Origin of the sequence: Brachybacterium sp. 107, assembly GCF_052379725.1 — a bacterium.
Lineage (GTDB): Bacteria > Actinomycetota > Actinomycetes > Actinomycetales > Dermabacteraceae > Brachybacterium.
Genome location: NZ_JBQSYW010000002.1, coordinates 316267 through 342802, shown reverse-complemented (window position 1 = coordinate 342802; position 26536 = coordinate 316267). Strand labels below are relative to the sequence as shown.

At 70.8% G+C, this 26536-nt stretch carries 26 protein-coding genes; 13 read left to right on the top strand and 13 right to left on the bottom strand.

The window, feature by feature from the left end:
* Positions 1 to 60 precede the first annotated feature (60 nt).
* The 7 genes from tatC to ACT3UL_RS04000 are packed head-to-tail and all read left to right on the top strand — an operon-like array spanning position 61 to position 8537.
* Entirely contained in the window at positions 61 to 933 is an 873-nt protein-coding gene (gene tatC, locus ACT3UL_RS04030) for a twin-arginine translocase subunit TatC (RefSeq protein WP_444576863.1), read from the top strand.
* Complete coding sequence (locus ACT3UL_RS04025; protein WP_444576862.1) at positions 930 to 1871, top strand: diacylglycerol/lipid kinase family protein; 942 nt, start codon at positions 930 to 932, stop codon at positions 1869 to 1871. Before tatC ends, ACT3UL_RS04025 begins: the two co-directional genes overlap by 4 nt.
* Positions 1868 to 4768 carry a DEAD/DEAH box helicase gene (locus ACT3UL_RS04020; protein ID WP_444576861.1) on the top strand — a complete coding sequence of 967 codons (2901 nt, stop codon included), beginning with the start codon at positions 1868 to 1870 and terminating at the stop codon, positions 4766 to 4768. The genes ACT3UL_RS04025 and ACT3UL_RS04020 overlap by 4 nt, the downstream gene beginning before the upstream one ends.
* Positions 4765 to 5574, top strand: a complete 810-nt coding sequence (locus tag ACT3UL_RS04015) for a hypothetical protein (protein ID WP_444576860.1) — start codon at positions 4765 to 4767, stop codon at positions 5572 to 5574. Before ACT3UL_RS04020 ends, ACT3UL_RS04015 begins: the two co-directional genes overlap by 4 nt.
* Positions 5571 to 7178, top strand: a complete 1608-nt coding sequence (gene lnt, locus ACT3UL_RS04010) for an apolipoprotein N-acyltransferase (RefSeq protein WP_444576859.1) — start codon at positions 5571 to 5573, stop codon at positions 7176 to 7178. Before ACT3UL_RS04015 ends, lnt begins: the two co-directional genes overlap by 4 nt.
* Before the next feature lie 2 nt (positions 7179 to 7180).
* Positions 7181 to 7936: a polyprenol monophosphomannose synthase gene (locus ACT3UL_RS04005; RefSeq protein WP_444576858.1), complete on the top strand. Its 756-nt coding sequence runs from the start codon at positions 7181 to 7183 to the stop codon at positions 7934 to 7936.
* Positions 7937 to 7973: 37 nt separating this feature from the next.
* Complete coding sequence (locus tag ACT3UL_RS04000) at positions 7974 to 8537, top strand: FxsA family protein (protein WP_444576857.1); 564 nt, start codon at positions 7974 to 7976, stop codon at positions 8535 to 8537.
* 113 nt (positions 8538 to 8650) lie between these two features.
* On the opposite strand, the gene ACT3UL_RS03995 is transcribed toward ACT3UL_RS04000, so the two are convergent.
* The 5 genes from ACT3UL_RS03995 to ACT3UL_RS03975 all read right to left on the bottom strand — a co-directional run bounded on the left by ACT3UL_RS03995 (position 8651) and on the right by ACT3UL_RS03975 (position 12658).
* Positions 8651 to 9001 carry an RNA polymerase-binding protein RbpA gene (locus ACT3UL_RS03995; RefSeq protein WP_444576856.1) on the bottom strand — a complete coding sequence of 117 codons (351 nt, stop codon included), beginning with the start codon at positions 8999 to 9001 and terminating at the stop codon, positions 8651 to 8653.
* A gap of 112 nt (positions 9002 to 9113) precedes the next feature.
* Positions 9114 to 9926, bottom strand: a complete 813-nt coding sequence (locus ACT3UL_RS03990) for a glycerophosphodiester phosphodiesterase family protein (protein ID WP_444576855.1) — start codon at positions 9924 to 9926, stop codon at positions 9114 to 9116.
* Complete coding sequence (locus tag ACT3UL_RS03985; RefSeq protein ID WP_444576854.1) at positions 9898 to 10836, bottom strand: SURF1 family cytochrome oxidase biogenesis protein; 939 nt, start codon at positions 10834 to 10836, stop codon at positions 9898 to 9900. The genes ACT3UL_RS03990 and ACT3UL_RS03985 overlap by 29 nt, the downstream gene beginning before the upstream one ends.
* Entirely contained in the window at positions 10833 to 11360 is a 528-nt protein-coding gene (locus ACT3UL_RS03980) for a hypothetical protein (RefSeq protein WP_444576853.1), read from the bottom strand. Before ACT3UL_RS03980 ends, ACT3UL_RS03985 begins: the two co-directional genes overlap by 4 nt.
* Positions 11357 to 12658: a hypothetical protein gene (locus ACT3UL_RS03975; RefSeq protein WP_444576852.1), complete on the bottom strand. Its 1302-nt coding sequence runs from the start codon at positions 12656 to 12658 to the stop codon at positions 11357 to 11359. Before ACT3UL_RS03975 ends, ACT3UL_RS03980 begins: the two co-directional genes overlap by 4 nt.
* A 167-nt stretch (positions 12659 to 12825) precedes the next feature.
* Between ACT3UL_RS03975 and fabG the strand changes: the two genes are divergently transcribed.
* Both fabG and sixA read left to right on the top strand, forming a co-directional pair.
* Positions 12826 to 13551, top strand: a complete 726-nt coding sequence (gene fabG / locus ACT3UL_RS03970) for a 3-oxoacyl-ACP reductase FabG (RefSeq protein WP_444576851.1) — start codon at positions 12826 to 12828, stop codon at positions 13549 to 13551.
* Positions 13552 to 13617: 66 nt separating this feature from the next.
* Positions 13618 to 14145, top strand: a complete 528-nt coding sequence (sixA, locus tag ACT3UL_RS03965) for a phosphohistidine phosphatase SixA (RefSeq protein ID WP_444576850.1) — start codon at positions 13618 to 13620, stop codon at positions 14143 to 14145.
* 12 nt (positions 14146 to 14157) lie between these two features.
* On the opposite strand, the gene serB is transcribed toward sixA, so the two are convergent.
* A complete protein-coding gene (serB, locus tag ACT3UL_RS03960; RefSeq protein WP_444576849.1) occupies positions 14158 to 14826 on the bottom strand; it encodes a phosphoserine phosphatase SerB in 669 nt (222 codons plus the stop codon).
* On the bottom strand, positions 14823 to 16064 hold the full coding sequence (gene glgC, locus ACT3UL_RS03955; protein WP_444576848.1) for a glucose-1-phosphate adenylyltransferase: 1242 nt from the start codon (positions 16062 to 16064) through the stop codon (positions 14823 to 14825). Before glgC ends, serB begins: the two co-directional genes overlap by 4 nt.
* A gap of 91 nt (positions 16065 to 16155) precedes the next feature.
* Here glgC and glgA point away from each other — a divergent pair, with 91 nt between their 5' ends.
* Entirely contained in the window at positions 16156 to 17349 is a 1194-nt protein-coding gene (gene glgA, locus ACT3UL_RS03950; RefSeq protein WP_444576847.1) for a glycogen synthase, read from the top strand.
* On the opposite strand, the gene ACT3UL_RS03945 is transcribed toward glgA, so the two are convergent.
* Both ACT3UL_RS03945 and ACT3UL_RS03940 read right to left on the bottom strand, forming a co-directional pair.
* On the bottom strand, positions 17350 to 18123 hold the full coding sequence (locus ACT3UL_RS03945) for a hypothetical protein (RefSeq protein ID WP_444576846.1): 774 nt from the start codon (positions 18121 to 18123) through the stop codon (positions 17350 to 17352).
* Positions 18120 to 19619: an RNB domain-containing ribonuclease gene (locus tag ACT3UL_RS03940; RefSeq protein ID WP_444576845.1), complete on the bottom strand. Its 1500-nt coding sequence runs from the start codon at positions 19617 to 19619 to the stop codon at positions 18120 to 18122. The genes ACT3UL_RS03945 and ACT3UL_RS03940 overlap by 4 nt, the downstream gene beginning before the upstream one ends.
* Before the next feature lie 211 nt (positions 19620 to 19830).
* Here ACT3UL_RS03940 and ACT3UL_RS03935 point away from each other — a divergent pair, with 211 nt between their 5' ends.
* From ACT3UL_RS03935 to ACT3UL_RS03925, 3 genes are read left to right on the top strand one after another with little or no spacing between them, the layout of a single operon-like run.
* On the top strand, positions 19831 to 22014 hold the full coding sequence (locus tag ACT3UL_RS03935; protein ID WP_444576844.1) for a DUF6351 family protein: 2184 nt from the start codon (positions 19831 to 19833) through the stop codon (positions 22012 to 22014).
* Between the two features lie 15 nt (positions 22015 to 22029).
* A complete protein-coding gene (locus ACT3UL_RS03930; RefSeq protein ID WP_444576843.1) occupies positions 22030 to 22824 on the top strand; it encodes an ABC transporter ATP-binding protein in 795 nt (264 codons plus the stop codon).
* 7 nt (positions 22825 to 22831) lie between these two features.
* Positions 22832 to 23677 (top strand): TrmH family RNA methyltransferase, encoded by an 846-nt coding sequence (locus ACT3UL_RS03925; RefSeq protein ID WP_444576842.1) that lies wholly within the window; start codon positions 22832 to 22834, stop codon positions 23675 to 23677.
* On the opposite strand, the gene ACT3UL_RS03920 is transcribed toward ACT3UL_RS03925, so the two are convergent.
* The 4 genes from ACT3UL_RS03920 to ACT3UL_RS03905 all read right to left on the bottom strand — a co-directional run bounded on the left by ACT3UL_RS03920 (position 23649) and on the right by ACT3UL_RS03905 (position 26408).
* Positions 23649 to 24395: a class I SAM-dependent methyltransferase gene (locus tag ACT3UL_RS03920; RefSeq protein WP_444576841.1), complete on the bottom strand. Its 747-nt coding sequence runs from the start codon at positions 24393 to 24395 to the stop codon at positions 23649 to 23651. The genes ACT3UL_RS03925 and ACT3UL_RS03920 overlap by 29 nt on opposite strands.
* 75 nt (positions 24396 to 24470) lie before the next feature.
* Positions 24471 to 24815 carry a 2'-5' RNA ligase family protein gene (locus tag ACT3UL_RS03915; protein ID WP_444576840.1) on the bottom strand — a complete coding sequence of 115 codons (345 nt, stop codon included), beginning with the start codon at positions 24813 to 24815 and terminating at the stop codon, positions 24471 to 24473.
* A 10-nt stretch (positions 24816 to 24825) separates the two neighbouring features.
* Positions 24826 to 25374 (bottom strand): histidine phosphatase family protein, encoded by a 549-nt coding sequence (locus tag ACT3UL_RS03910; protein WP_444576839.1) that lies wholly within the window; start codon positions 25372 to 25374, stop codon positions 24826 to 24828.
* Positions 25375 to 25376: 2 nt separating this feature from the next.
* Positions 25377 to 26408, bottom strand: coding sequence for an NAD(P)-dependent alcohol dehydrogenase (locus ACT3UL_RS03905; protein ID WP_444576838.1), 1032 nt, complete (start codon positions 26406 to 26408; stop codon positions 25377 to 25379).
* Between the last annotated feature and the right edge of the window lie 128 nt (positions 26409 to 26536).

Here is a 26536-nt window from a genome sequence, read left to right as displayed (position 1 = left end):
ACGTCATCGGGTCCGGGCGAGGAATCGCCCGGACCCTGAATGCTGGGAGGAATCAGACCCGTGGCGAGTGATACGCAGGGACGTGAGCAGGGCGCCAAGCGCCGTTCACGCCGGGACCCCGAAGGCCGCATGGCCCTCGGGGAGCATCTCGTCGAACTCCGCAACCGCCTGGTGATCTGCGCGATCACCGTGCTGCTGCTGTCGATCGTCGGCTGGCTCGTCTACGCACAGGTCTTCGAAGCCCTCAAGCGACCCTTCACGATCGCCGCCGATCAGGGCTTGCCCGCATCCCTCAATTTTCGAGGTGTCGGCACTGGTCTCAATGTCCGCCTGCAGATGTCCGCCTATGTCGGGCTGATCCTGTCCTCCCCGATGATCATGCTCCAGATCTGGCTGTTCGTGATGCCGGGTCTGCACAAGAGCGAACGCAAGTACGCGATCGGCTTCTTCGGTGCGGCGATCCCGCTGTTCTTCATCGGGTGCGCAGCCGGCTACTGGGCTGTCAACCAGCTGGTCCCGGTCCTTCTGAGCTTCACTCCTCAGACTGACCAGGTCGATCAGCTGATCGGCTATGACGAATACCTGAACCTTCTGGTGAAGACCATGCTCGCGTTCGGAATCGCGTTCGTCATCCCGGTCGTCATGGTCCTGCTGAACTTCCTCGGCATCGTCCGCGGCAAGACGATGCTCAAGGGCTGGCGCTGGATCATCTTCCTCAGCGTCCTGTTCACCGCGATCATGGTCCCGACTCCCGAGCCGATCACCCTGCTGGTGATGTCCGGAGCGATGGCGAGCCTCTTCTTCGGCGCCATCGTCATCGCGCTCATCCACGACCGCCGCAAGGGCGTGGACGAGGAGGACGAGCTCGACGACGACCAGGCGAGCAGCCTCGACGACGGCCCCTCCTCCCTCGACGAGGACGACGGCCGGTGAGCAGGCTCCGGGTCGGGCTGCTCTCCAACCCGACTGCGGCTCAGGGGACAGCACGACGGGTCGGTCGACAGGTCGGTGACCTGCTCCGACTCGCAGGGATCTCGGTGGTCGACCTCTCCGGCCCCTCCGCGCACGTGGCACGGGCCCGGGCGGAGGAGGTGCGGGACACCCTCACCGCCCTCGTGGTGGTCGGCGGCGACGGCACCGTCGCCCTCGGGGCGGATATCGTCGCCGGCAGTCCCGTCCGCCTGGGGATCGTCCCGGCCGGCAGCGGCAACGACCTCGCCCGGGCGCTCGGCCTGCCCCTGAACGACCCCGAGGCATCCACCCGGATCCTCCTGCATGCCCTCTCGCGCCCCGTGGTCACAGTCGACGCCATCGAGGTGGTCTCCACCGGGGAGCACGCCCTGCCTCACCGCTCCATCGCGCTGGGCAATGTGAACCTCGGCTTCGACGCGCTGGTCAACGCCCGTGCCAACAGCTCCCAGCACTCCCATACCGTGCGCTACAAGACCGCCGTCCTGCGGGAGCTGCCCGCCTTCAAGCCCTTCCCCTACTGGATCGAGGTCGACGGCGGCCCGCGCCAGGACCTCGACGCGTCGATCGTCACCATCAGCAACTCCGGGATCTTCGGCGGCGGGATGCGCATCGCGCCACAGGCCCGCCTCGACGACAGCTCGCTCGAGCTGATCACGCTCGAGAGGATCGGCCGCGCCGAGCTGCTGAGGTTCTTCCCGCGCGTCTTCCGCGGCACCCACACCTCCGTCCCCGGCTTCTCGATCAAACCGGTCCGCGAGGTGACGATCGGGCTGCGTCATGGACGCGCGCTGCGGGCCTATTCCGATGGGGAGGCCCGCACCCTGCTTCCGCTCACGGCCCGGATCCTGCCCGGCGCCGTGCGACTCCTCGCCGATCTCGCCCCGGAGGACGCTCCGTGACTTCACCCTCTGAGATGTACGCCCGCTGGGCCGCCGAGAAGGAGCTCGCCGCCTCCGAGCTCGGCGCCTTCACCGACCGCTACGAGTTCGCGCTCGACGACTTCCAGCTCTCCGGGTGCCGGGTGCTGGAGGGCGGCAGCTCCGTGCTCGTCGCCGCCCCGACCGGTGCCGGCAAGACCGTGGTCGGGGAGTTCGCCGTGCACCTGGCGATCGCCCGCGGGCGCAAGGTCTTCTACACCGCTCCCATCAAGGCGCTGTCGAACCAGAAGTTCGGCGAACTGGTGGACTGGCTCGGCCACGACCGGGTCGGCCTGCTGACCGGTGACACCTCGATCCGGCCCGATGCCGACGTCGTGGTCATGACCACCGAGGTCCTGCGCAACATGCTGTATGCCGGATCGTCCCTGCTCGAGGGTCTCGGGTTCGTGGTGATGGACGAGGTGCACTACCTGGCCGATCGCCTGCGCGGGCCTGTGTGGGAGGAGGTCATCATCCACCTCGACCGCTCCGTGCAGCTGGTGGCGCTCTCCGCGACGGTCTCCAACGCCGAGGAGTTCGGTGCCTGGCTGCAGGAGGTGCGCGGCGCCACCGAGATCGTCGTCTCCGAGACGAGGCCGGTGCCGCTGTGGCAGCACGTCGTCATCGGTGATGAGCTGATGGACCTCTTCGTCGACGCCGACGGGGAGGCCGTGGTCTCCCACGGTCCCGGCGTGCGCGGCGAGCGGCTGGTCAACCCGGAGATCGAGCGGATCACCACGTTCTCGCTCCCCGTCGACGAACGCTCCGGCGGCCCCCGGGGCCGGGCCCCCAGCGGCCGCAAGGGCACCCGGGGTCGGCACCGCCCGCGCGGCTCCGGCCAGCACAAGCCGCCGCACCTGCGCAAGGGCGGCGGGCGCGACGGGCACATGGGCGGCGGGCCGGGAACCGCTCGCGGGAGCGATCGCCAGAGCACGGTCCCGCGGCCGGCCCGTCGGCCCGAGGTGATCGAGATGCTCGACGACGCCGACCTGCTGCCGGCGATCATGTTCATCTTCTCCCGCGCCGGGTGCGAGGGAGCGGTGCAGCAGTGCACCCGCGCCCGGCTGCGGCTGACCGACGAGGCCGAGCGCCGCGAGATCCGCCGCGTGCTCGACGAGCGGCTGGAGAGCATCGATGTCGAGGACGAGGACGTCCTGGGGATCCCCGCCTTCCGCAGGGCCGTGCTCGACGGCTACGCCGCCCACCACGCCGGGATCCTGCCGCTGCTCAAGACGGTGGTCGAGGAGCTGTTCGCCCGCGGCCTGCTCAAGGCCGTCTTCGCGACGGAGACCCTCGCCCTGGGGATCAACATGCCGGCGCGCTCCGTGGTGCTCGAGAAGCTCGTGAAGTTCAACGGGGTCGACCACGCGGACCTCACACCGGGGGAGTTCACCCAGCTCACCGGGCGTGCGGGTCGCCGCGGCATCGATACCGAAGGACACGCGATCGTGGTCGCGGGCGGCCGCTTCGACGCCCACGCCGTCGGCGCCCTCGCATCCCGCCGCACCTACCCGCTGCGCTCCGCCTTCCGGCCCACGCCGAACATGGCGGTCAACCTCCTGGACCGCTTCGACCTGTCGCGGGCCCGCGAGACCCTCGAGACCAGCTTCGCCCAGTTCCAGACGGACCGCTCCGTCGTGGGCCTGGCCCGTCGAGCCCGGGAGCTCGAGGACACGGCAGAGTCCTATCGCGAGGCCGTCACCTGCGACCGCGGCGACCTGACCGAGTACGCGGAGCTCCAGGAGCGGATCACCGCGAGGGAGAAGACGCTCTCGCGGGCCCGTGCCGCCGCGGACGGCGACCGCACCCGTTCCGTGCTCGGATCACTGCGCCGCGGCGACGTGATCGCGCTGCCCGGGGGCAAGCGCCGCGGCTACGCCGCCGTGCTGGGTGTGGACCGCCACGTACTCGGCGGGCCCCAGGTCGATCTGCTCGACACCGAGGGCCGGCGGCGCAGCTTGCGGCCCGGCGATGTCCCGTCCCCGCCCGCGGTCATCGACTCCCTCCGCCTGCCCAGCCAGGACTCGCTCGGCAGCGGCAAGGTGCGCAAGGACACCGCCGCCGCCCTGCGACGGGCCCTGTCCGGGCGCGACGATCCTCGGCGCGAGGTCCGCGCCCGCGTCGAGCGCACCCCGTCCACCGCTGCGGGCGACGACGAGCTGCAGCGGCTCCGGGCCGAGCTCGCAGCGCACCCGTGCGCGGACTGCCCGGAGCTCTCCTCCCACCTGCGCTGGGTGGGGCGCTGGCGCAAGGCCCGCCTCGATCTCGACGGCGTGCAGCGCCGCATCGAGGGCCGCACCAGCTCGCTGGCCCGTCAGTTCGACCGGCTCACCGACCTGCTGCGGGAGCTCGGCTACCTGGAGCGCGAGGGCGAGGAGCTCGTCCCCACCGCGAGCGGTCTGCGGCTGCGGCACCTGTTCAGCGATCGTGATCTGCTGATCGCGGAGTGCATCGAGCACGGGGCCTGGCAGGGGCTGGACCCCGCCGGCCTGGCCGCGATGGTCTCCGCCGCGGTCCATGAGGCCCGTCGCGACGATCGCGCCCCGGAGGTCATCCCGGACCCGGCGGTCGACGCCGCTCTGGCCGCGTCCGCCCGGATCGCCGCGGAGCTGCAGGTCGCCCAGACCCGCCATGGGATCGACGCCACCCCGCCCCCGGATCCGACGATCGCGGCGATCGTGCACCGTTGGGCCCGTGGGGACCACTTCGCCGCCGCCCTGAACGGGAGCGACCTGCCTCCCGGTGACTTCGTGCGCCATTGCCGGCAGGTCATCGATCTGCTCTCCCAGCTCACCGGTGACGAGCAGCTCGGTGCCGCGGCCCGGGCGGCGATCGCTGCCGTGCGCCGCGGACTGGTCGCCCAGGAGATCGATCGATGAGCTTTCTCCCAGGCAGGCACGACATCCTGGGGGACGTGACCGAGATCGACAGCGCCGCTCCGCCCCTCCAGCCAGCCCAGTCCGTGCTCTACACCGGCATCGTCCTCTACAGCAACCAGGACCCCGAGGCCTCGGCGATGCTCGTCTCCGGCGGCCTGATCGCCTGGACGGGCCCGGAGGACACCGCCCGGGTGATCCATGACGACGCGCAGATCGTCGATGCCACCGGCTGCCTGATCACCCCCGGATTCGTCGATGCGGCCGCCACCGCCGACGGCTCCGCGCCGGAACCCGGGACGGAGGCGGACGCCGCCGTCCACGGGATCGTGCTGCGCCTGCCCGGTCCGACGGGGGAGCGGGAGGGTGTGCGGATCATCGCCCCCGTGACCGAGGAGGCCGACTACCTCGACCTGGCCTCGGCAGGGATCCCGGTCGCGTTCGGCTCGGCCGGCGATCCCGACGCGGCCGATCCCTGGGACTGGGTGCGCGGCGCCACCCGACGGCCGCCCGTGGAGCACCGGATCAGCGATCGTGCCGCCTTCCTCGCGGCCTCCCGTGGAGGGCAGCGGGTCGCCGGTGCCCGCCATCCGGGCAGCCTGCAGACGGGCATCGAGGCGACCTTCGTGGTCTGGGAGCCCTGGGACCTCACCGTCCAGTCCCGCGCCGAACGCGTCGACTCCTGGTCCACGGACCCCCGCTCCCGCACCCCGCTGCTGCCGGATCTGGATCAGGGCACTCCGCGAGCACTGCGCACCGTGGTCGGGGGGCGGATCGTCCACGACCGGCTCGGGCAGGGGAGCGCATGACGCCACCGCCCCGGGACGAGTTCGATCTGACGCCCTGGCCCGTGGCGCTGATCGGCGGGGCCGCGGGCGGTCTCGCCGCGCTGGCCGCCTTCCCGCCGTACGGGATGTGGATGCTCCTGCCCGTGTCGCTCGCGCTCCTCTCGGCCTCCGTGCTCACGCGATCCGTGTGGGTCGCGGCGCTGGCCTCGCTCGCCTGGGGCGCCGCCTTCTTCATCCCGCTGACGGCCTGGGCGAACACCTATGCCGGCACGGCGCCCTGGATCGCCCTGGGCGTCTTCGAGGCGCTGTTCATCGTCCTCTTCGGCCTGCTGGCCCGCGTCGTGCTGATCCGTCGGGGGCTGTGCCCCACCTCGGCGCTCGTGGTCTCCGCGCTCTGGGTCGGGGTCGAGACGCTGCGCAGCCACGCCCCGTGGGGCGGGCTGCCCTGGGGCGCCTCCGCCTTCGCGCTCGGGGACTCCCCGCTGCTGAACCTCGGACCGTGGATCGGGATGGCCGGTCTCTCGTTCCTCGTCGCCTTCCTGGGACAGATGATCCTCCACGGCGCGCTGTCGCTGCTGGGACGACGCCACCGCGGCCTGACCGGGTTCGCCGGGGTCTGGCCCTTCGCCCTGACCGTCGGCGCGATCCTGGCCACGGTCGTGGTCCCGCACCCTGTCAACCGCGCCCCGCTCGACCGGCCCACGATGACCGTCGCCGGCATCCAGGGCTCGATGGAGAGGATCGACCCGGCCACCATGGTCATGCCGGACGACGTGTTCGAGAACCATCTCGCCGTCACCCGCTCCACGATCGACTCGGCCTCCCTCGAGGGCCGGCAGCTGGACCTCATCGTCTGGCCCGAGGATTCCACCGGGTATGACCCCCGGCAGGACCCGTGGATGGCGGACCAGCTGACCGCCGCCTCGGCCGACGCCGGGGCACCCGTCCTCATCGGCACGCAGGCTGCGGTCGGGGAGTCGGAACGGCTGAACCAGTCGGTGCTCTACACCCCCGACGGCTCCACGCCGTATGCCTACTCCAAGCGCCATCCGGTGCCCTTCGGCGAGTACATCCCGTACCGCGACTTCTTCCGGACGCTGTCCGACAAGGTCGATCTCGTCTCCCGGGACATGATCCCCGGCCAGGAGGTCGGAGTGATGGACATGGGTGAGCTCGGAGTGGGCGAGGACTCCGTCGGCGTGCTGATCTGCTTCGAGATCGCCTACGACAACCTGGTCACCGATGCCGTCGACTCCGGCGCCGAGGTGATCGTGGTCCAGTCCAACAACGCCCTGTTCGGCGATTCCCACGAGGCGATCCAGCAGCTCGCCGAGGCGAAGGTGATGGCGGTGGTCTCCGGCCGCAGCGTCGTCCACGTCTCCACCGTCGGCCAGTCCGCGATCTTCACCCCCGAGGGCCGGCAGCTGGACTTCGTGGATCACTGGGAGCAGGGTGCGGTCCTCGCCGACGTCCCGCTGCGCACGGGCATCACCCCGGCCGTCGCCGGTGGACCCTGGATCGCCGTGGGGATCTCGGCCCTCGGGCTCGTCGGCCTGCTGGCAGCCCTCTCCGGCCGACGGCGCGCCCTCGCCCCGACCCCCACCCGACGCCGCCCGAGGAGCTGACCGTGCGACCATCCACCGCCCCGCTGCCACCGACCCTCGTCGTGATCCCGACCTATGACGAGCGCGAGGCGCTGCCCGGCACGCTCGCCCGGCTCCGCACCGCCGTGCCGGCCGCCCATGTGCTCGTCGTCGACGACTCCTCACCCGACGGCACGGGGGACTGGGCCGACGACGTCGCCGCCCGGGACGAGAACGTCCACGTCCTGCACCGCGCGGGCAAGGAGGGCCTCGGGCCCGCCTACCTGGCCGGATTCGCCTGGGGTCTCGAGCGGGGCTACGAACAGCTCGTCGAGATGGACGCGGACGCCTCCCATCGTCCGGAGCAGCTGCCCTCCCTGCTCGAGGCCGTGCGGCGCGGGGCGGATCTGGCGATCGGGTCGCGCTGGATGCCCGGCGGCCACGTGCACGACTGGCCGCTGAGCCGACTGCTGCTCTCGCGCGGAGCGAACGTCTACGTGCGCGCAGCGCTCGGGCTCGGGGTCCGCGACGCGACCGCGGGCTTCCGGGTGTTCCGCGCCGAGCTGCTGCAGGGGCTCGTGCAGGGCGATGTCGCGTCCCAGGGGTACTGCTTCCAGGTCGACATGACGCGCCGGGCCCGGGCCGCGGGCGCCGTGATCAGCGAGGTGCCCATCGACTTCGACGAGCGCACCGAGGGCGCCAGCAAGATGTCCCCGCGCATCGTGCGCGAGGCGCTCGTGCTGGTCACGCTCTGGGGACTCTCACACCGTGTCCAGCAGGCTCTGACGCTCCTGCGTTAGTCTGGCTGGCCCCGAGAGCCACAGGAAGGGATCTCGTATGAGCACCGCACCGGGCACCGCCCCGCGCCCCACCGCAGGGACCTCCGGGTCCCCCCGCAGCAGCTCGCGCTGGGGCAGGCTCCTCCCTGTCGCGATCGTCGTGCTGGGCCTGCTCGAGCTCACGATCCTCGTGCTGATCGGCATCAACACCAGTCTGTGGTGGTCCGTGCTGATCATCGTCGTCGGGTGGGTGATCGGCGTGGCCCTGGTGGTCGCCGCCGGGCAGCAGTCCTTCGTGCGGCTCCGTTCCCTGGTCCGGGCCGTGCGTGGCCGCGGTGACATCCAGGACCACCTCTCGCGCCCCGCCTTCACGATGCTGTCGGCGCTGTGCTTCTTCTTCCCCGGGATCCTCACCGACCTCATCGGACTGATCCTGCTGGTGACTCCGGTGCAGCGGAAGTCGGTCGCGGCGATGGGTCTGGGCGGCGGTTCCGCTGGTGCGCGCAAGGTGCTCTACCGTCGCTCCGGGGAGGGCGTCATCGACGGGGAGATCATCCTGAACGCGCAGAAGCCGCCGCGCAGCGGGGATGACAGCACCCCGCCGACCATCTCGCAGGGCTGAGGGCCGCTCCCACCCGGCCTCGACGCACAGCCGGCGCAGACAGCACAGCGCCCCCGCTCCGCCATCACGGCAGGAACGGGGGCGCTGTGCTCTCGCCAGGGGCGAGGACCGTCTCAGAGGTTGCGGCGCTGGTGCAGCTTGCCGGCCCGCAGGAGCGCGAGACGCTGGTCGAGGAGCACCTGCAGGTCCTCCTCGCTGCGACGCTCGAGCAGCATGTCCCAGTGGGTGCGGACGGGCTTGCCGGGCTTCAGCTCGGGCCGCTCATGGTCACGCAGCAGCGCGGAGGCGCCGCAGCGGCACTCCCAGACGGCCGGGACATCCGCCTCGACCGAGAAGGGGAGGACGATGGTGTGGCCGTTGGGGCAGTCGTAGACCGACTCCTGACGGGGTGCGGCGAGGACGCCTTCGTCGGTCTCCATGGAGAGGGAGCCCAGTCGGGTGCCTCGGAGGCTGCGGCTGTTCATGCGGTTCTCGCTTCCTGCCGGGGGATGGTGGGCGGGCGGGATCCCGCCCGATGAGGTCTATGGGGTGACAACGCCCGAGGGCCCGGAAATGTTCCGCGGCGTCGAGAAGCGCTCACTGGCCGTCGATCAGCTCGGAGAGCAGATCGACACGATTGGTGATAATACCATCCACCCCGTTGACCAGGAGATTCCGCATGGTCACGGGGTCGTCGACGGTCCACACATGCACCTCGCAGCCCGCCCGATGAGCGGCGGCGACGTTGGCCGCGGTGACGATGGGGAGTCCCTGGTAGCTCTCGGGCACCTGGAGCGCCGCATAGGGGGCCAGGATCCGTCGGATGAGCGCATCCGGGGCCTCGGCGGCCCGCGCGGCCAGGAAGGACGCGATGACGGGGCGCGCCGGACTGCGCACCGGCAGGATCCCGGTGGCCGCCTGCACGGTCCGCACGGTGCGGCGCACGACGGCGTGGTCGAAGCCGGCGATGCAGACGCGGTCGGCGCTGCGCGTGCGGGCGATCGCCGCGACGGCCGGTCCGATCGCCGAGGCCGCCTTGACATCGATGTTGACCGGCACGTCCGGGAAGGTGCCGAGCACGTCCTCGAGCATCGCGAGTGGTTCGTCCCCGGTCAGCCGGATCGCCCCCGCCTGGGCCGCGGTGAGCTCGTCGATCCGTCGCGGGTCCCCGGCGAGACGTACCAGGTCCTCGTCGTGCACGGCCAGGGCCAGTCCGTCGGAGGTGGCGTGGGTATCGGTCTCGAGCATGTCCGCGCCCGCGCCCAGGGCGGCCTCGAAGGCGCGCAGGGTGTTCTCGGCGACGTCGAGCGCGAGACCGCGATGGGCGATGCGACGCGGGCGGGGGCCGGGCAGGAACCGGGACCCGGGGACCGACCCGTGCTCACGGCTCCCAGTGGTCGATGAGCGCATCTTCTTCCTCCTCGTCCTGACCGCGCTGTCGGGCACGCACGGCCCGGCGCGGTCGATGATCAGTGGTCGTGCTGGGTGTCGTGGTGGGATCCTCGGCGCGTCCGTCGGCAGGTCCATCGGCGGGTCCGTCGTCGGCCGGTTCCTCGTCCATCTCCTCGAGGTCCAGGATCGTGCGACGGGTGCGATAGATCAGCGCCGCCGGGAAGAACAGGGCGAAGATCCACCACTGGAACGCATAGGAGAGGTGCGGGCCGAGCCCGGTCTCGGGATCCGGCAGCGCCGCAGGCCGCGGGCCGGCGGGGGCTTCCGCGTCGAGGTCCCCGTACGCCCCGTGGAACATGGTCCCGTCATGCTCCGGCAGCAGCGAGTCGATCTGCGGCGGGTTCACGGAGTGGACCTGGCCCGGAGGGATCCTGCGGTCCAGCGTCGGCTCCGCAGGCCTCAGGCGCACGACGATGTCCAGGTCGCCCTCGGGGACCGGCGGCGCGGCGACCGGCTCGGAGACATCGCCCTGGGAGCTCACCCAGCCGCGTACGACGAGCAGGGTCGAGCCGTCGTCGGTCCGGAAGGGCACCAGCTGCCAGAAGCCGACCTGGCCGTCGAGCTGGCGGTTGCGCACGTACAGCACGCACTGCGCATCGGTGCAGTAGCTGCCGTGGAGGGACACCGGGGTCCAGTCGTCCTCGGGGGCGAGCGTCGACCCGGGGGTGGGGAGGACGCTCTGCAGGGTCACCGGCTCCGCGTCGAAGTTCGCGTGGATGACGGCGGCGACATCGCGTTTGTGCTCGAAGCGTCCGAACTGCCAGAGCCCGAGGCCGACGCAGAGCGCGGAGGCGAGCAGGACGCCGAGCAGCGCGAGCAGGGTCTCACGGCTGAGGAGAACGCGCCGGAGGGTGGAGCTGCGGGTCATCGACGGACCGGCTCGCCCGTCGCGCTCCCGGCGGCAGAGATCGACACGTCGTGGGATCCGGGGTCCATGAACCCGGCGGATCCGGCGATCCTGCCCGGGAGGTCCTCGATCGCGAAGTCGACCAGCAGCACGAACATCACCGCGGTCAGGGCGGCCAGCACGAAGCCGAGGGCGGTCACGGCGATCGTGACGCCCAGGCGGAGCTGCGGGCGGTCCTTGATCGGCTTCGCCGGTGGGAACCCGTAGTCCTCGTCCTGGAGATGGTTATCGGACCACATGCCGGGGTTGATCACGGAGACGGGGTAGGTCTCCACCCGTTCCCGGGGTCGGGCGCCGCTGGCCGGGACATCCTCGGAGTCCAGCAGCGGCGACGCGTCCGTCCCGTCGGCGGCCTCCGGCACCCAGAGACGCCACCCGGCCGGGATCGGACCCCAGGTGTACTGGGGTCGGAAGTCCGCCGGCGGGTTCCATCCGTCGTGCGGCGGTTCCGGCCAGTTCGGCGGCGGGTTGAAACGCTGGGTCACGCAGGGACGTCCCAGGTGTACACATCGACGTAGTTGTCGTACTGGAGCGTGTTGCCGCCGGCACGCACGAAGTCGTAGAGGAGCACGATGGTGTAGCTCTCGCCCTCCGTGAACTCGTAGTTCGTGTCGTAGTCGCGCCCCGAAGCGTCGAGCCCGTAGCCCTCCGAGGAATCATCCACGGCGCCGCCGTACGGGGTCATCACCTGGAAGAAGTAGGACGGGAACGCCATCTGGCCCTCGGTGACGGTCATCTCGGCGGTCACGACGAGGTACTCGCCGTTCTTCGCCGGCTCGACGGTGCCGCCGTAGCTGCTGGGGAGGTCCTCGGCCTTCTTCCACTCCATCTGGACGGCGAGGCTCCCGGAGCCGTTCTCGCCGACGATGTCCTTCGCCTCGGCGTCATCACCGATCACGGGCAGGTCGGTCGTCGGATCCGGGGAGGCCGGCTCCTCGGAGTCGGACGTGGCCTCCTCCTCGGGAGTCGTCTCCTCCTGGGTGGTGGTCTTCCCGCCACCGCCGGCGGTCTCGGGGCCGTCACGGAACAGGTAGATGCCGCCGGCGATCGCGACGATCAGGGCGACGACCAGGAACAGCACGATGCAGCCGACCCACCAGAACCGGGCGATCGCCCCCTTCTTGGGCGCCTCCCCGGTGGCGGTGGCGGCGGTCCACTCCGAGCCGGAGCTCGGGCTTCCCGCCATCGAGTTCGCGGACTCCTGGCCGAAGGCGGGGGACGCCGGGTAGTCGGATCCCGCGTGGGTGCCGTAGCCCTGATGCTGCTGGTCGTAGCCCGCAGCAGGTGCCGCCGGCGCGGAGGTCGGAGACCCCTGCTGCGGGGCAGCCGCCTCGTACGGTTCGGCAGTCCCGTACGGCTCTGCTCCCTCCGCCGGCTCCGCCGTCTCGTACGGGGCCTGCTGGGCCAGATCGGCCTCGAGGTCCGGTCCCGGGTACTCATCGGTCGCCGGAGCCGCGGCGTCCTGCGGGGAGGGGTCCGGCCCCGGTGCGTCCGCGGAAGCTTCTGCCTCCTCGGACGGCGACGTCACAGCCTGCTCGTCCGCCGGAGCGGAGGACACCACGGTCCCGGCCTCGGAGTCATCGGCGTTCGCAGAATTCTCGGGGTTCTCGGGGTTCGCGGCGTCCTGGGACGGGAGGTCGGCGTCGGCCACCTCGTCCTGGATCCAGAAGTTCCAGCCCTCCGGTGCGGGACCCCACGACGGGTCCGGCTGCCAGCCCGGGGGCGGGCTCCACGCAGCGTCGTCGATCGGCCAGTTCGGCGGAGGATTGAAGCGGTAAGCCATCTGGATAGCACCTTCCGAGGCTGAAGTTCGTGACCGGGCTTCCCCCCAAGGATCCCGACGTGGTCTCGCCCCGTATCGTAGAGCACTCAGGCCTTCCGAGACTGCATGACGCACCTCGTGGGCCGACCCCAGCCGAACAGTTCTCAGCAATCCCGCAAGGAGCCCAGATGTCCGACGCCATCACCGAGCCGCGCAGTGTCCTGATCACGGGAGGCAGCCGGGGAATCGGCTACGCCATCGCCGAGGAGTTCCTGCGCCGGGGCGACAAGGTCGCCGTGACCAGCCGCTCCGGGCAGGGCGGGCCCGAGGGAGCGCTCACCGTCGCGGCGGAGGTCACCTCCGGCGAGAGCCTCGACGCCGCCGTCAAGGCCGCCGAGGAGGCTCACGGGCCGATCGAGGTGCTCGTCGCCAATGCCGGGGTCACCGACGACCAGCTGCTGCTGCGGATGAGCGACGAGTCCTTCGAGACCGTCCTGGACACGAACCTCACGGGGTCCTTCCGCACGGTCAAGCGGGTCATCAAGTCCATGATGCGCCGGAAGAAGGGGCGCATCGTGCTGATCGGTTCGGTCGTCGGCCTCTACGGGTCGCCCGGTCAGGTCAACTACGCGGCCTCGAAGGCCGGACTGCTCGGCATCGCGCGGGCGATCACTCGGGAGCTGGGGTCGCGCGGTATCACCGCGAACGTCGTCGCGCCCGGCTACATCGACACGGAGATGACGGCAGCGCTGGCAGAGGACGTGCAGGCCTCCTACAAGAAGTCGATCCCGGCCGGCCGCTTCGCCGACCCCTCGGAGGTGGCCCGGGTGGTGGCCTTCATCGCGAGCGACGACGCGTCCTACATCTCCGGCGCCGTGATCCCCGTCGACGGCGGCCTCGGCATGGGACACTGATCCGGATCCTCGGTCCGAGGACCGCACCCCACCGACATCCCACACCGAAGGCGTGAACGTACCCCCATGTCATCTTCCGACCCCGCCAGTCGTCTCCTGCTGCTGATGCGTCACGGCAAGGCGGACGCCGGCTCCGGTCAGCCGGACCACGAGCGTCCCCTCGCCGAGCGCGGGCTCACCCAGGCACGGCTGGTGGGGGAGTACCTCGCCTCCCAGAACGTGCACCTGGCACGGGTCCTCGTCTCCGACGCGGTGCGGACCACGCAGACCTGGCAGGCCGTCCTCTCGCAGATGCCGGGCTTCGACGGCACCGTGTCCTTCGAGGACGAGATCTACCTCGGCGGGGTCGGCGAGGTCGTGAACCTCCTGCACGAGGTCGACGACGAGCACGGCGCCGTGATGGTCATCGGCCACGAGCCGACGATGGCTTCGCTCATGGCGCTGCTCGGGGACGACGACTCCGACCCCGGATCCGTCGCCCAGGCGCGGCTGGGCATGCCCACCGGCGGCATGGGAGTGCTCTCGGGACGCCTCGAGCACTGGTCGGACCTCACAGAGGACTCCCTCACGCTGCACACCATCGTGCGCCCCTGAACTGAACTGAGCTCAGCGGGCCGTCGCGAGCAGGTGCGGCCAGGCGTCCAGCAGGGACTCCCCGTCGAGGACCACGTCGGCCACCTCGCGCAGGGCCGGCTTCGCCCGGAAGGCGATCCCGGTCCCCGCGGCCCGCAGCATCTCGCGATCGTTGGCCCCGTCGCCCATGGCGACGATCCGTGCGGCGGGGACGTCGTAGGTGGTGGCCAGCTCCTCGAGCATCCGCCGCTTGGCGGCGCCGTCGATGATCGGACCCGAGACCTTCCCGGTGAGATGGCCGTCCATGATCTCGAAGCGGTTCGCGAGCACATGATCGATGCCGCTGCTCGCGGCCAGCTCGTCGATCACCTCGTGGAATCCTCCGGAGACGAGGGCCGTGATCCAGCCGTCGGCCTTCGCACGGCGCACCAGCTCGAACACGCCCGGCGTCGGCACGAGCACCTGGCGCACCTGCTCCAGCACCGACTCGTCGAGCCCTTCGAGCAGCGCGACCCGGGCGCGCAGCGACTGCGCGAAATCGAGCTCCCCGCGCATCGCGGCCGTGGTGATCGCCTCGACCTGATCACGCACCCCGGCATGCTCGGCGACGAGCTCGATGACCTCCTGGGTCAGGAAGGTCGAATCGACGTCGGAGATCAGCAGCCCGGTGACGGCCGGGCTGTCGGATGCTGCGGCGGTCACGGCTCGAGGACCGTGCCCTTGCCGATCACGGTGATCCCGGAGTCCGTGACCACGAAGCCCCGGGCCCGGTCCTTCGCGGCGTCCAGGCCGATCTGGGTGCGCGGCGGCACCACGACGCCCTTGTCGATGATCGCGCGGTGGATCTGGCAGTGACGGCCGATGGACACGCCGTCCATGATCACCGAGTCCGAGATGCTGGACCAGGAGTTCATCCGCACCCCGGGGGAGACCACCGAGTTCGACACCTGGGCCCCGGAGATGACCACTCCGGGCGAGATCAGGGAATCCACTGCTGTGCCCACACGGCCCGGGCCGGCGTGCACGAACTTCGCGGGCGGCTCGTTGCGGTGGCCGGTGTAGGTGGGCCAGTCGTAGTTGTAGAGGTTGAACACGGGGTGGATCGAGATCAGATCCATGTGCGCCTCGTAGAACGCGTCCAGCGTGCCGACGTCGCGCCAGTAGTCGCGGTCGCGGTCGGTGGAGCCGGGCACGACGTTGTGGATGAAGTCGTAGACGCCGGCGGAGTCCTGCTCGACGAAGTAGGGGACGATGTCGCCGCCCATGTCGTGCTTGCTCTCGTCGTCCTCGGCGTCACGCGTGACGGCCTCCATGAGGGCGTCGGCGGTGAAGACGTAGTTGCCCATCGACGCGAGGATGGAGCCGGGATCGTCCGCGAGCCCCTCGGTGGTCGTCGGCTTCTCGACGAAGGCCTTGATCGTCGTGGGGTCCGACGGATCCGTCTCGATCACGCCGAACTGGTCGGACTGCTCGATCGGCTGGCGGATCGCGGCGACCGTGCAGGCCTTGCCGGATTCGATGTGCGCATCGACCATCTGGGAGAAGTCCATGCGGTAGACATTGTCGGCGCCGACGACGACCACGTACTCCGGCTTCTCGTCATGGATGAGGTTCATCGACTGGTAGATCGCGTCCGCAGAGCCGCGGAACCAGTGCTTGCCCATGCGCTGCTGGGCGGGCACCGGGGCGACGTAGTTGCCCAGGAGCGAGCTCATGCGCCAGGTCTGCGCGATGTGCTTGTCCAGCGAGTGCGACTTGTACTGGGTCAGGACGACCATCCGGAGATAGCCGGAGTTCGCGATGTTCGACAGCGCGAAGTCGATGAGGCGGTAGATCCCCCCGAACGGCACAGCGGGCTTGGCCCGGTCGAGGGTCAGCGGCATCAGCCGCTTCCCCTCACCGCCGGCGAGGACGATGGCGAGGACCTTTTTGGACGACATAATGCGAGGATAGACCAGACGTGGCACTGGTCACGCCCCCTCGGGGATTTTCGGACGCTCGCTGGAAGCCTGAAGCACGAAGGAGTCGGACATGCGCGTGGATCTGCTGACGAAGGAGTACCCGCCCGAGGTCTACGGAGGGGCCGGGGTGCACGTCGCCGAGCTGACCCGGGTGCTGCGTCCGTCCATCGACGTGCGGGTCCGTGCGTTCGGTGCGGAGCGCGAGGAGGAGGGCACCTCCTCCTACAGCCCGCCGGCCGAGCTCGAGGGCACCAACGCCGCCCTCTCGACGCTGGGCACCGACCTGCTCATGGCGGCCGACTGCGCCGGGGCGGACCTCGTCCACTCCCACACCTGGTACGCGAACTTCGCCGGGCACATGGCCTCGCTGCTGCACGGAATGCCTCACGTGCTCTCCGCGCATTCGCTCGAGCCGCTGCGCCCCTGGAAGGCCGAGCAGCTCGGCGGCGGCTACCGCGTGAGCTCCTTCGCCGAGCGCACCGCCTACGAAGGGGCGGCCGGGGTCATCGCCGTCTCCAGCGGCATGCGCGAGGACATCCTGCGCGCCTACCCCTCGGTCGACCCCGACAAGGTCCACGTGGTCCACAACGGGATCGACATCGAGGAGTGGTCCCCGAACCCCGAGACCTCCGCCCTGACCTCGCGAGGCATCGACCCGGACGCCCCCACGATCGTCTTCGTCGGCCGCATCACCCGCCAGAAGGGCCTGCCGTACTTCCTGCGCGCCGTGCGCGACCTGCCCGCCGACTACCAGGTGGTGCTGTGCGCCGGCGCCCCGGACACCCCGGAGATCGCCGCGGAGGTCGACGGCCTCGTCGGCGAGCTCCACGCCGAGCGCGGCAACGTGCATCTGATCACCGAGATGCTGCCCCGGCACGAGCTCACCCAGATCCTCACCCACGCCACCACCTTCGTATGCCCCAGCGTGTACGAGCCGCTGGGCATCGTGAACCTCGAGGCGATGGCGTGCGGCACCCCGGTGGTCGCCTCCGCCACCGGCGGCATCCCCGAGGTCGTGGCCGACGGGGAGACCGGCTACCTCGTGCCGCTCGAGCAGGTCACCGACGGCACCGGCACGCCCGTGGACCCGGACCGCTACGTCGCGGACCTCACCACGGCGCTGGTGACGATGGTCTCGGACCCGGAGCGGGCCCGCGAGATGGGCGAGGCCTCCCGGCGTCGCGCCGCCGAGCACTTCTCGTGGACCTCGATCGCCGAGCGCACGCTCGAGGTCTACAGGACGGTCATCGCGCAGGGCGTTTGATCAGGAGGCGATCCGCTCGACGGCCTCGATGAGCGCCCCGCGGGCGACATCGTGCAGCTCGTCGAGCAGCCCGCGCCGGGCGAGCGCCTCGGCCAGGTGCACGGTGTGCCCGTGCCCGTCGTCGATCTCGGACCGGGTCAGCAGGAGCGTGCGCGCGGCGAGCACCAGCAGATGCGCGTCTCCTGCGTCGACATGGCGGGGGAGGGCCGTCGAGATCCAGGTGGCCGGGATCCTGGCCGGCTCCACCGGCTCGTCCGGCACCAGATCCAGCTCGATGCTGCCGTCGGCCGCCCGGCGCAGCGCGCGCAGCAGCTCCTCGCGGGCGTGACCGGAGCTGGCCGCCGGCGGGACCTGAGTGCCCACGGGGGCGTCGTACCGGACCCAGCTCACGGCGGTCTTGCTCCTGCCGTCCTGCTCGGTCGGCAGGGAGAGCGGGATCAGCGTGTGGTCCGCGATCCCGGCGGCGGTCACCACGATCGCCGATTCCGCCTCGATCGCGGCAGGTAGCGCCGCCGGCGGGCCGACGACGCCGGCGATGCGACCGGGCGCGGGGAGCACCAGGCGCAGCTGGGCGAGGGGGAGCCGGCGCAGCCCGGTCATCCAGTCGAAGAGGTCCACCCCCTCGTCGCCGGGTCCGCTGCGGCCCACGCCGTAGCTCATGTCGGCGGCGTCGTCGGGCCCGAGATCACCGTGCATATAGGTCGAGGCCCACAGGGCCAGCACCGCGGCCCGGGGCAGCGCGACGAGGTCCCTGCCGGCGGCCGCCTCGCTCACGCGGCCCCGTCCGCCGCCGCGACGAACACGGCCTCGCGCTCTGCGGTGTCGACGGAGTCGAGGCGCACCCGCACCACCTCGCCCAGCGCCGCATCCATCGGCACCCAGGCGGTGACCGGAGGATCGGACAGCTGGACCTCGACGCGGGTGGGCGAGCCGTCGTGGCCGTCCTTCGCCGGGCCGGCCTCCCGCCGCTCGATCACGGTCGCCTCGAAGGTCTCACCCGTCCAGGCGGCGAGCGCCGCAGCCTCCACCAGGTCGATGGCCTTGCGCTCGAGATCACCGGACCGGGCCCCGGTGGCACGCATCGCCTCGGGGATCTCGGCGAGCGCGGCGAGGAGCTCGGCGGAGGGTCCGGTGCCCTGCACGTGGGCGTGGCAGACGAGCAGCACGAACCGATCCACGAGCCGCCGCAGGGGCGCCGTCGTATGCGCATAGGGCGCGGCGATCGCGGCCTGCTCCGGATCCTCCGGGATCTCCTCGGGGCTCGTGAACGCCGCGTACGCGGCTCCGCGGAAGAGCGCGGTGGCATGGTTGAGGAGCACCAGATGCGCCGGCTCGTGCCAGTCCAGCGACCGCAGGAAGTCCCCATAGGCCTGATCGGTCGCCCACGGGATGCCGAGCACCTCGGCCTGACGCCGGAAACGGTCCACGGCGCTGGCCTCGGCGGGCGGCATGGTGCGCAGGATCCCGGAGCCGTGCTCGAGCATCAGCTGCGCCGCGGCCATCCCGGTCATCAGCGAGATCTGGGCGTTGGAGTCCTCGATCGGTCGGGGGCGGCGCCAGGTCAGGCGCACCTGGTCGCCGTCGGCGACGACCTCCTGCTCGGGGACGTTCAGGCTCGCCCCGCCGCGAGCGGACTCCCGCTGCGCGCGAAGAGCGCCGATCTCCTGCAGCAGGACCATCATCGGATGCCCGTCACCGCGCTCGAGATCCTCCTGCACCTGGTCATAGGCGAGCTTCTCGACCGATCGCACCTGCGAGCGCTCGAGGTCGATCCTCCGCACCTCGCCGGCGGCGTCCAGGCCCAGGACCCAGACGAAAACGGGCGAGGGCTGGTCAGGGAGCAGGGAGGCGACCCCTTCGGAGAGCACCTCCGGGTGCAGGGGGATGCGCCGGTCCGGGAGGTACAGGGTCTCGCCCCGACGACGGGCCTCCCGATCCAGGGCGCTGTCGAGACCGACGAACCAGGGCACGTCCGCGATCGCGTAGAGCACACGGAAGCCGTCATCGGTGCGTTCGAGGTGCATCGCCTGGTCGAGGTCGGTCGAGCTCGCGGGATCCAGGGTCACGAAGGGCACGTCGGTGCGGTCCGAGCGCCCGTCCCCGTCGATCTCCTGGGCGGCGACCTGCTCCGCCTCGGCGAGCACATCGGCGGGGAACTCGAGCGGGATCTCGTCCGCGGCGGCGGCCAGGAGTGCGTCGATGCCCTCGCTGATCACGTCGGCCGCGACCGATCCTCGTGGGGCGCTCAGGGACACGGGACGATGCGGCACAGCGACCTCCTGGAGGGTGGTTCGGGCCCTGCCAGCTTACGGGGAGCGAGGGGGAGAACGGGGGGCGTCCGACAGGTCACGGGATGGCGAAAGCAGAGAATTCTCCTCGGGCACCTGGGCATTCCCGGGACGTGAGCTCCACGGTCCGATAGCGTTCCGGACGCGCCAGCGAGCGCTCTCCCGACTCCTCGAACCTGCTGAAGGACACTTCGTGCCGCTCCTCCCCGGCCCACGCATCCGCCTCCTCACCGCCGCGATCGCCGCCCTCGGGGTCCTCGTCGCCGGACCAGCACTGGCCGAGGTCCCCGCGGCGACGGAGGGCTCCGGGCTGCATCTGGACACCGCCTCCAGCGCCCCGGATCTGGTGACCGGCGGCGACGCCCTGGTCGAGATCTCCTCCGGGCACGGCTTCCCCCACGACCGCGTGGAGGTGACCCTGAACGGGAAGGACGTGACCTCGGCCTTCACCTGGGACGGGAGCCGCGAGGTGCTGGTCGGCCGCGTCGACGGCATGGTCCAGGGCGAGAACCTGCTGCGCGCCGCGCTTCCGGGGCAGGCCCGGGGCGCCGACGAGCTCACGGTGATCAACCATCCGGACGAGGGGCCGCTGTTCAGCGGCCCCCACGAGCAGCCCTTCGCCTGTGAGACCCAGGACTTCGAGATCCCCGGGACCGACGAGACGCTCGGCGAGCCCCTCGACGAGAACTGCTCGATCGAGGACCGGGTCGACCACGTCTACTACACGACGGCGGGGACCTGGGAGTCGTTCCCGGAGGACGCCACCGCCTATCCCGAGGACCTCGCGCGCACCACGACCGACGAGGGGATCGAGGTGCCGTTCATCGTGCGCCTCGCCCACGGCACCGCCAACCGCGGCATCTTCCAGCACGCCGCGCTGCACGATCCGCTCACCGAGGACCCGGTGACCCCCGCGGCCCGCCCCGCAGGCTGGAACGGCGAAGTGGTCTACACCCTCGGCGGCGGATGCGTGGACGGCTGGTACCGCCAGGGGCCGACGACCGGAGGGGTGCTCGACCCGCGGGTGCTGTCGAAGGGCTACGCCATGGTCTCGTCGTCCCTGAACGTGTTCGGCAACAACTGCAACGATCTGCTCACCTCGGAGACCGCCCAGATGACGAAGGAGGAGTTCATCGAGACCTACGGCCGCGACGACTTCACCATCGGCCTCGGCGCCTCAGGAGGCTCCTACCAGGGCCACCAGGCCGCGGACAACTACCCCGGGATCTTCGACGGCATCGTCGTCGGCGCCTCCTTCCCGGAGGTCGGTTTCGCCACGATCGATTCCATCACCGACGCCCGACTGCTGCAGAACTACTTCGCGGGCGGCGCCGAGGTCGACTGGACGCAGGAGCAGAAGCGGCAGGTCACCGGGTTCCAGACCCTCGCCACCACGGACAACGTCTCCGGCGGCGCGCTGCGCATCGATCCGCGCGAGTTCTGCCCGCCGACCCTGCCCCAGGAGCAGCGCTACGACCCCGAGACCACTCCGACCGGGGTGCGCTGCGACGTCTACGACCACACCGCGACCATCTACGGCACCGACCCGGAGACGGGCTTCGCACTGCGGCCGCTGGACAACGTCGGCATCCAGTACGGGCTCGCCGCCCTGGCCGACGGGACCATCGACGTCGACCAGTTCCTCGACCTCAACGACGCCATCGGGGGCTACGACCAGGACGCGAACTTCCGCCCTGAACGCTCCGTCGCCGACCTCCCCGCCGTCGAGGCCGCCTATCGCACGGGGCGCCTGACCGACGGCGGCCAGGGACTCGCGAGCACCCCGGTCATCGACTACCGCGCCTACGCCGACGAGAAGCCGGCGGGGGACATCCACATCAGGTATCACACCAGCTCGATGCGGGAGCGCCTGCGCGACGCGAACGGCTCGATCGAGAACCACGTCAGCCTGCTCGAGGACGACCGGTACGGCCTGTTCTCGACCAGGAGCCCGCTGCTGATGCACGCGCTGACCGAGATGGACGCCTGGCTCACGGAGCTCGAGCCGACGGACGACCTCCAGGACCGGCCCACGCTCACGGAGATCGGAGCGGCCCGTCCGGACTCCCTCGTGGAGGGCTGCATGGATCAGGGCGCCGACCCCGAGTTCCACGCGATGACCCTGGACCGCGATCCCGCCTCCGCGTGCGAGCAGCTCTACCCCTCGGCGAGCTTCCCCCGGGAGGTGGCCGGCGAATCGGTGAAGGCCGACGTCATCGCCTGCACCACGTCGGAGCCCGTACGGGCCGAGTACCCGGTCGAGTTCACCGACGAGCAGTGGGAGCAGCTCCTGGCCGCGTTCCCCGACGGCGTGTGCGACTACACGCTCCCGGGGCGCGGCGAGGTCGAGCATGCGGGGACCTGGCAGCGGTTCTGACGATAGGCTCGGAGCATGTCCGTCGCAGCAGCCTCCCTGACCGATGTCGTCGTGCGCCGCAGCGGGCGCAACATCCTCGATTCCGTGACCCTCGAGATCGCCGAGGGCGAGCGCTGGGCGGTGCTCGGCCCCAACGGCGCCGGCAAATCGACGCTGGTGCGCCTGCTCTCCGCCCGGATGCACCCCACCTCCGGCACCGTCGAGATCATCGGCGAGCAGCTCGGCAAGGTCGACATCTTCGAGCTCCGTCCCATGATCGGTCTGGCCAGCCAGGAGCTCGCCGACACCATCCCGGTCGAGGAGACCGCGGAGAACGTGGTGGTGACCGCCGGCTACGGCGTGGTGGGCCGCTGGCGCGAGCAGTACGACGAGATGGATCTCGAGCGGGCCCGCACCCTGCTCGCAGCCTTCGGCGTCGGCGATCTCGCCACGCGCATGTTCGGCACCCTGTCCACCGGTGAGCGCAAGCGGGTGCTCGCCGCCCGCGCCCTCATGACCGACCCCGAGGTGCTGCTGCTGGACGAACCCGCCGCAGGCCTGGATCTCGGCGGCCGCGAGTCCCTCGTGCGCACCCTGGGGCGCCTCGCGAAGGACCCTGCGACGCCGGTGACCGTGCTGGTCACCCACCACGTCGAGGAGATCCCTCCGGGCTACACGCATGTGGCGCTGCTGCGCGAGGGCGGCCTCGTCGCCGCCGGCCCGATCGAGGAGACCCTCACCTCGCAGAACCTCACCCGCACCTTCGGCCTGCCGCTGATCGTCGAGCAGCGCGGCGAGCGCTACACCGCCCGCTCCCTCTCGCTGGACTGACCCGGCGGTGGAGCACGCACAGCTGCAGCGGATCACCGACCTCGGCGATCCGGCCCTGGACGACTACCTGCGCATGACCGACGTGCGGCTGCGCTCGCGCGTCGAGGTCGAGCGGGGCCTGTTCATGGCCGAGAGCTACGAGGTCATCTCCCGCGCGGTCGACGCCGGGATGGAGCCCCGCTCCTTCCTCATGTCCGAGAAGTGGAAGGACAAGTTCGCACCGCTGTACGAGCAGTTCCCCGACGTGCCCGTGTATGTGGGCGAGGGGGACCTGATCGAGCAGTTCACCGGCTTCCACCTGCACCGCGGCGCACTGGCCTCCATGCAGCGCCCGGTGCTTCCCGAGGTCGCGGAGGTGCTGCGCACCGCCCGCACCGTCGCGGTGATCGAGGACATCGTCGACCACACCAACGTCGGGGCCCTGTTCCGCTCCGCCGCGGCGCTCGGGGTCGACGCGGTGCTGGTCACCCCGCAGTGCGCGGACCCGCTCTACCGCCGCTCCATCCGGGTGTCGATGGGCACGGTCTTCCAGGTGCCGTGGACGCGCCTGGAGGCCTGGCCCAGCGACGGCGTGGAGCTGCTGCACGAGGCCGGCTTCGACGTGCTCGCGCTCGCCCTCACCGACGGCGCCGTCGCGCTCGAGCACCTGGACCTGGGACCGGATCGCAAGGTCGCCTTCGTGCTCGGCGCGGAGGGCCACGGGCTGAAGCCCGCCACGCTGGCAGCGGTCGACCAGCACGTCGTGATCCCGATGGCCGGGGGAGTGGATTCCCTGAACGTCGCCGCCGCCAGCGCTGTCGTGTTCTGGCAGCGCCGCGCCGCGCTCATCGCCTCCGGCGCGCCAGCAGGCTGATCGCGTTCGGCAGGCGGCCGTCCCAGGCCGCCGCCGGGTTCTCGTCGTCCGGCATCCAGAACGGATCCGGATGCTCCGCCAGGTGCAGGAGCTCGAACCCCGCGCCGAGCACCGTCATCACGAGCTGCGCGAGGGTGCGCTGGTGCTCCGTCGCCCCGCGGGCCGGGAAGGTGTCGTTGACGTGGCTCGCGGCGAAGTAGCTGCGGTCCTCCCGCACCCTCGCCTCGTCGTGGTCCCAGGCCCACAGCGGCACCAGCGGATGCCCCTCATGGACGAACAGATGCCCACCCGGCCTCAGCAGCCGGTGCATCTCCGCCGCCCACGCGTCGAGATCGGCCATCCAGATCAGGGCGCCCTTGCCGGTGTAGACCAGATCCGCACTCTGCGCGGGCCGTCCGGTGTCAGGCAGCTCGGCGAGCTCGTATCGACACGGCGCGCCCAGCTCGTCGGCCCGCTGCTGGGCGGCCGCGACCGCCGTCGGGCTGTAGTCGAGCCCGAGCACGGAGTGCGCCCCGAGCCGGATCAGGGCATGGTCGTCGAGTCCGTGCCCGCTCTGCGGATGCAGCACCTCAGCGTCCTCGATCAGAGGCCGGAGCTGCTTCTCCTCGGTCGGCAGCAGCCGCGCCGTGCGGGCCTGCTCGAGATGCTCCGCGTACTCCCTCACATGCTTCGAGGAGGCCTCGTCCCAGGCTCGTCGGGTGTCGTCATAGGTGCTCATCACCCGAGGCTAGAGCGCCACGGAGCGTCGAGCGAGGGAATTCGTCCCGGATCTGTCGACGCCCGTGGCCGACGGTCAGATGGGGGAGGACGAGCAGGCGGCGGCGACCTGCGCAGTGAGCACCCGGACCGGCTCGGGATCGTCGAGCTGCACGAACAGGACCCGATCACCGAACCAGGACGTACGCCTCCCTACATGCTGAAACGACTGTTGCATCGCGAACAGCTTGTTGAGACGATAATGATCCTCCTCCTGGAGATCACCGAGGGGGACGAAGGGGTGGAGCACTGTCACGTGCGCGGGGATCCCGTCGGCCGCAGCACTGTCGAGCTGCCCCCGATGCCTCCCGACAGCGCTCTCGGCACCCGGGACCCTCAGCAGCAAGGCTGTCGCGTCGGTGCTCTCCGTCGTCGCCGTCATATCCTCGTCCTCAGTTCGCGATCTCGACCGTGATGAGCTGCGGGAAGGTCAGCGTCGACCAGTACGACTCCGCCGCCTGGCCTGCTTCTAGGTAACCGATCTGCACGAGCCACGCGACCAGGACCATGCCGTGCGTCGCGATGACGAGGTCGCTCCCTGGGTGAGCTCCGACCGCCAGGGCGAATCGTCGCCGCGCCTGGTCCGGAGTCTCCCAGTCGCGATGCCGGGCGTCGAGCTCCCCGCGGATCCACGCTCCACGCCTCTCGGAGGAGAACTCGTCGAAGGGTTCGCCCGGCCTGTGCACCTCGCAGAATCCGATGTCTGCTGCCGGCTCCCTTCCGGCCACCAGCCGAGCAGTCTCGATCGCCTTCTGCTCCGTGCTGCTGAGGAGGATGGAGCCCGCGGGCAGCTTGTGACGCATCGAGAGGGCGGCGGCCCGGCCCTCAGAGCTCAACGTCCAGTGCGACGGCGGGAGGTGAGGGTCCGGGATCGGCATGGCGTGACGCAGCAGGTGCACCTGCCGTGTCTGCCCGGGCTCCCGCTCGCTGCCGCACGCCATGTTCAGAGCGTGATCTGCAGCTTCACGTCCGTCGGGCGTCCTTCGAGGAAGCGCTCGAAGGCCTGCACGGAGTTGTCGAAGGTGAAGGTCTCCGAGACGAAGCGGGAGAGGTCCACGGAGTCGCTCGCGGCGAGATCGATCGCCTTCTGGTAGACGTTCGCATACCGGAACACCGTCTCCAGGGAGATGCCGCGGCTCTGGGCGGTGGCGATGTCGAAGGGCACAGGGTCCACGGGCATCCCGACCAGGACGATGCGGCCGCCGGGGGCGGGCAGCGACCAGAGATTCTTGTACGCGGGAGCGGCACCGGTGGCCTCGAAGACCACCTGCGGCCCCCAGCCGCCGGTCTCCGCACGGACCCGTTCGCCGAGGTCCTCCTTCGTGGCGTCGACCGGGACGATTCCCTCGAGCCCGTCGAGCAGGGCGAGCTTCTCGGGGAGGACGTCACTGATGTAGACCGTGCTGGCGCCGCCGGCGCGGGCGGCGATTGCAGTCATGATGCCGATGGTGCCGGAGCCGATGACGGCTGCGACGTCACCGGGCTTGATGCCGGCCTTTGTAGCGGCGAACATGCCCACGGAGAACGGCTCGATGAGGGCGCCCTCGGCGAAGCTGAGGCTGTCGGGGAGCTTGTAGGTGTAGGCGGCGGAGTGGATGACCTCGTCGGTCAGGCAGCCGTCGACCGGCGGGGTGGCCCAGAACTGCACGGCGGGATCGACGTTGTAGTTGCCTTCCTTCACCGCGCGGGAGGAGGGGTCCGGCACGCCGGGCTCCATGGCCACGCGATCCCCGGGGGAGAGGTTTGTGACGCCCTCGCCGACCTCGACGACGGTGCCGGCACCCTCGTGGCCGAGGATCATCGGCTCTTCGACGACGAAGGGGCCGATCTTGCCGTCGGTCCAGTAGTGCACGTCGGAGGCACAGATCCCGACGGTGTGCATCGCGATGCGGACCTGACCCGGACCAGGGGAGCCGACGGGCTCGACCTCTTCGATGGACATCCGGTTCTTCTCCTGCAGCACGAGCGCGCGCATGGAACTCCCTTTCGACGTGATGTGTCCGAGGCCTCATGATCGCAGAGTCCTGGCACGTCATGACGGGAGGCTCGAGGTGTGAGCAGGCGCGGACCTGTGGGAGAACGCGGCGCAGGAAGCGTCGCCGA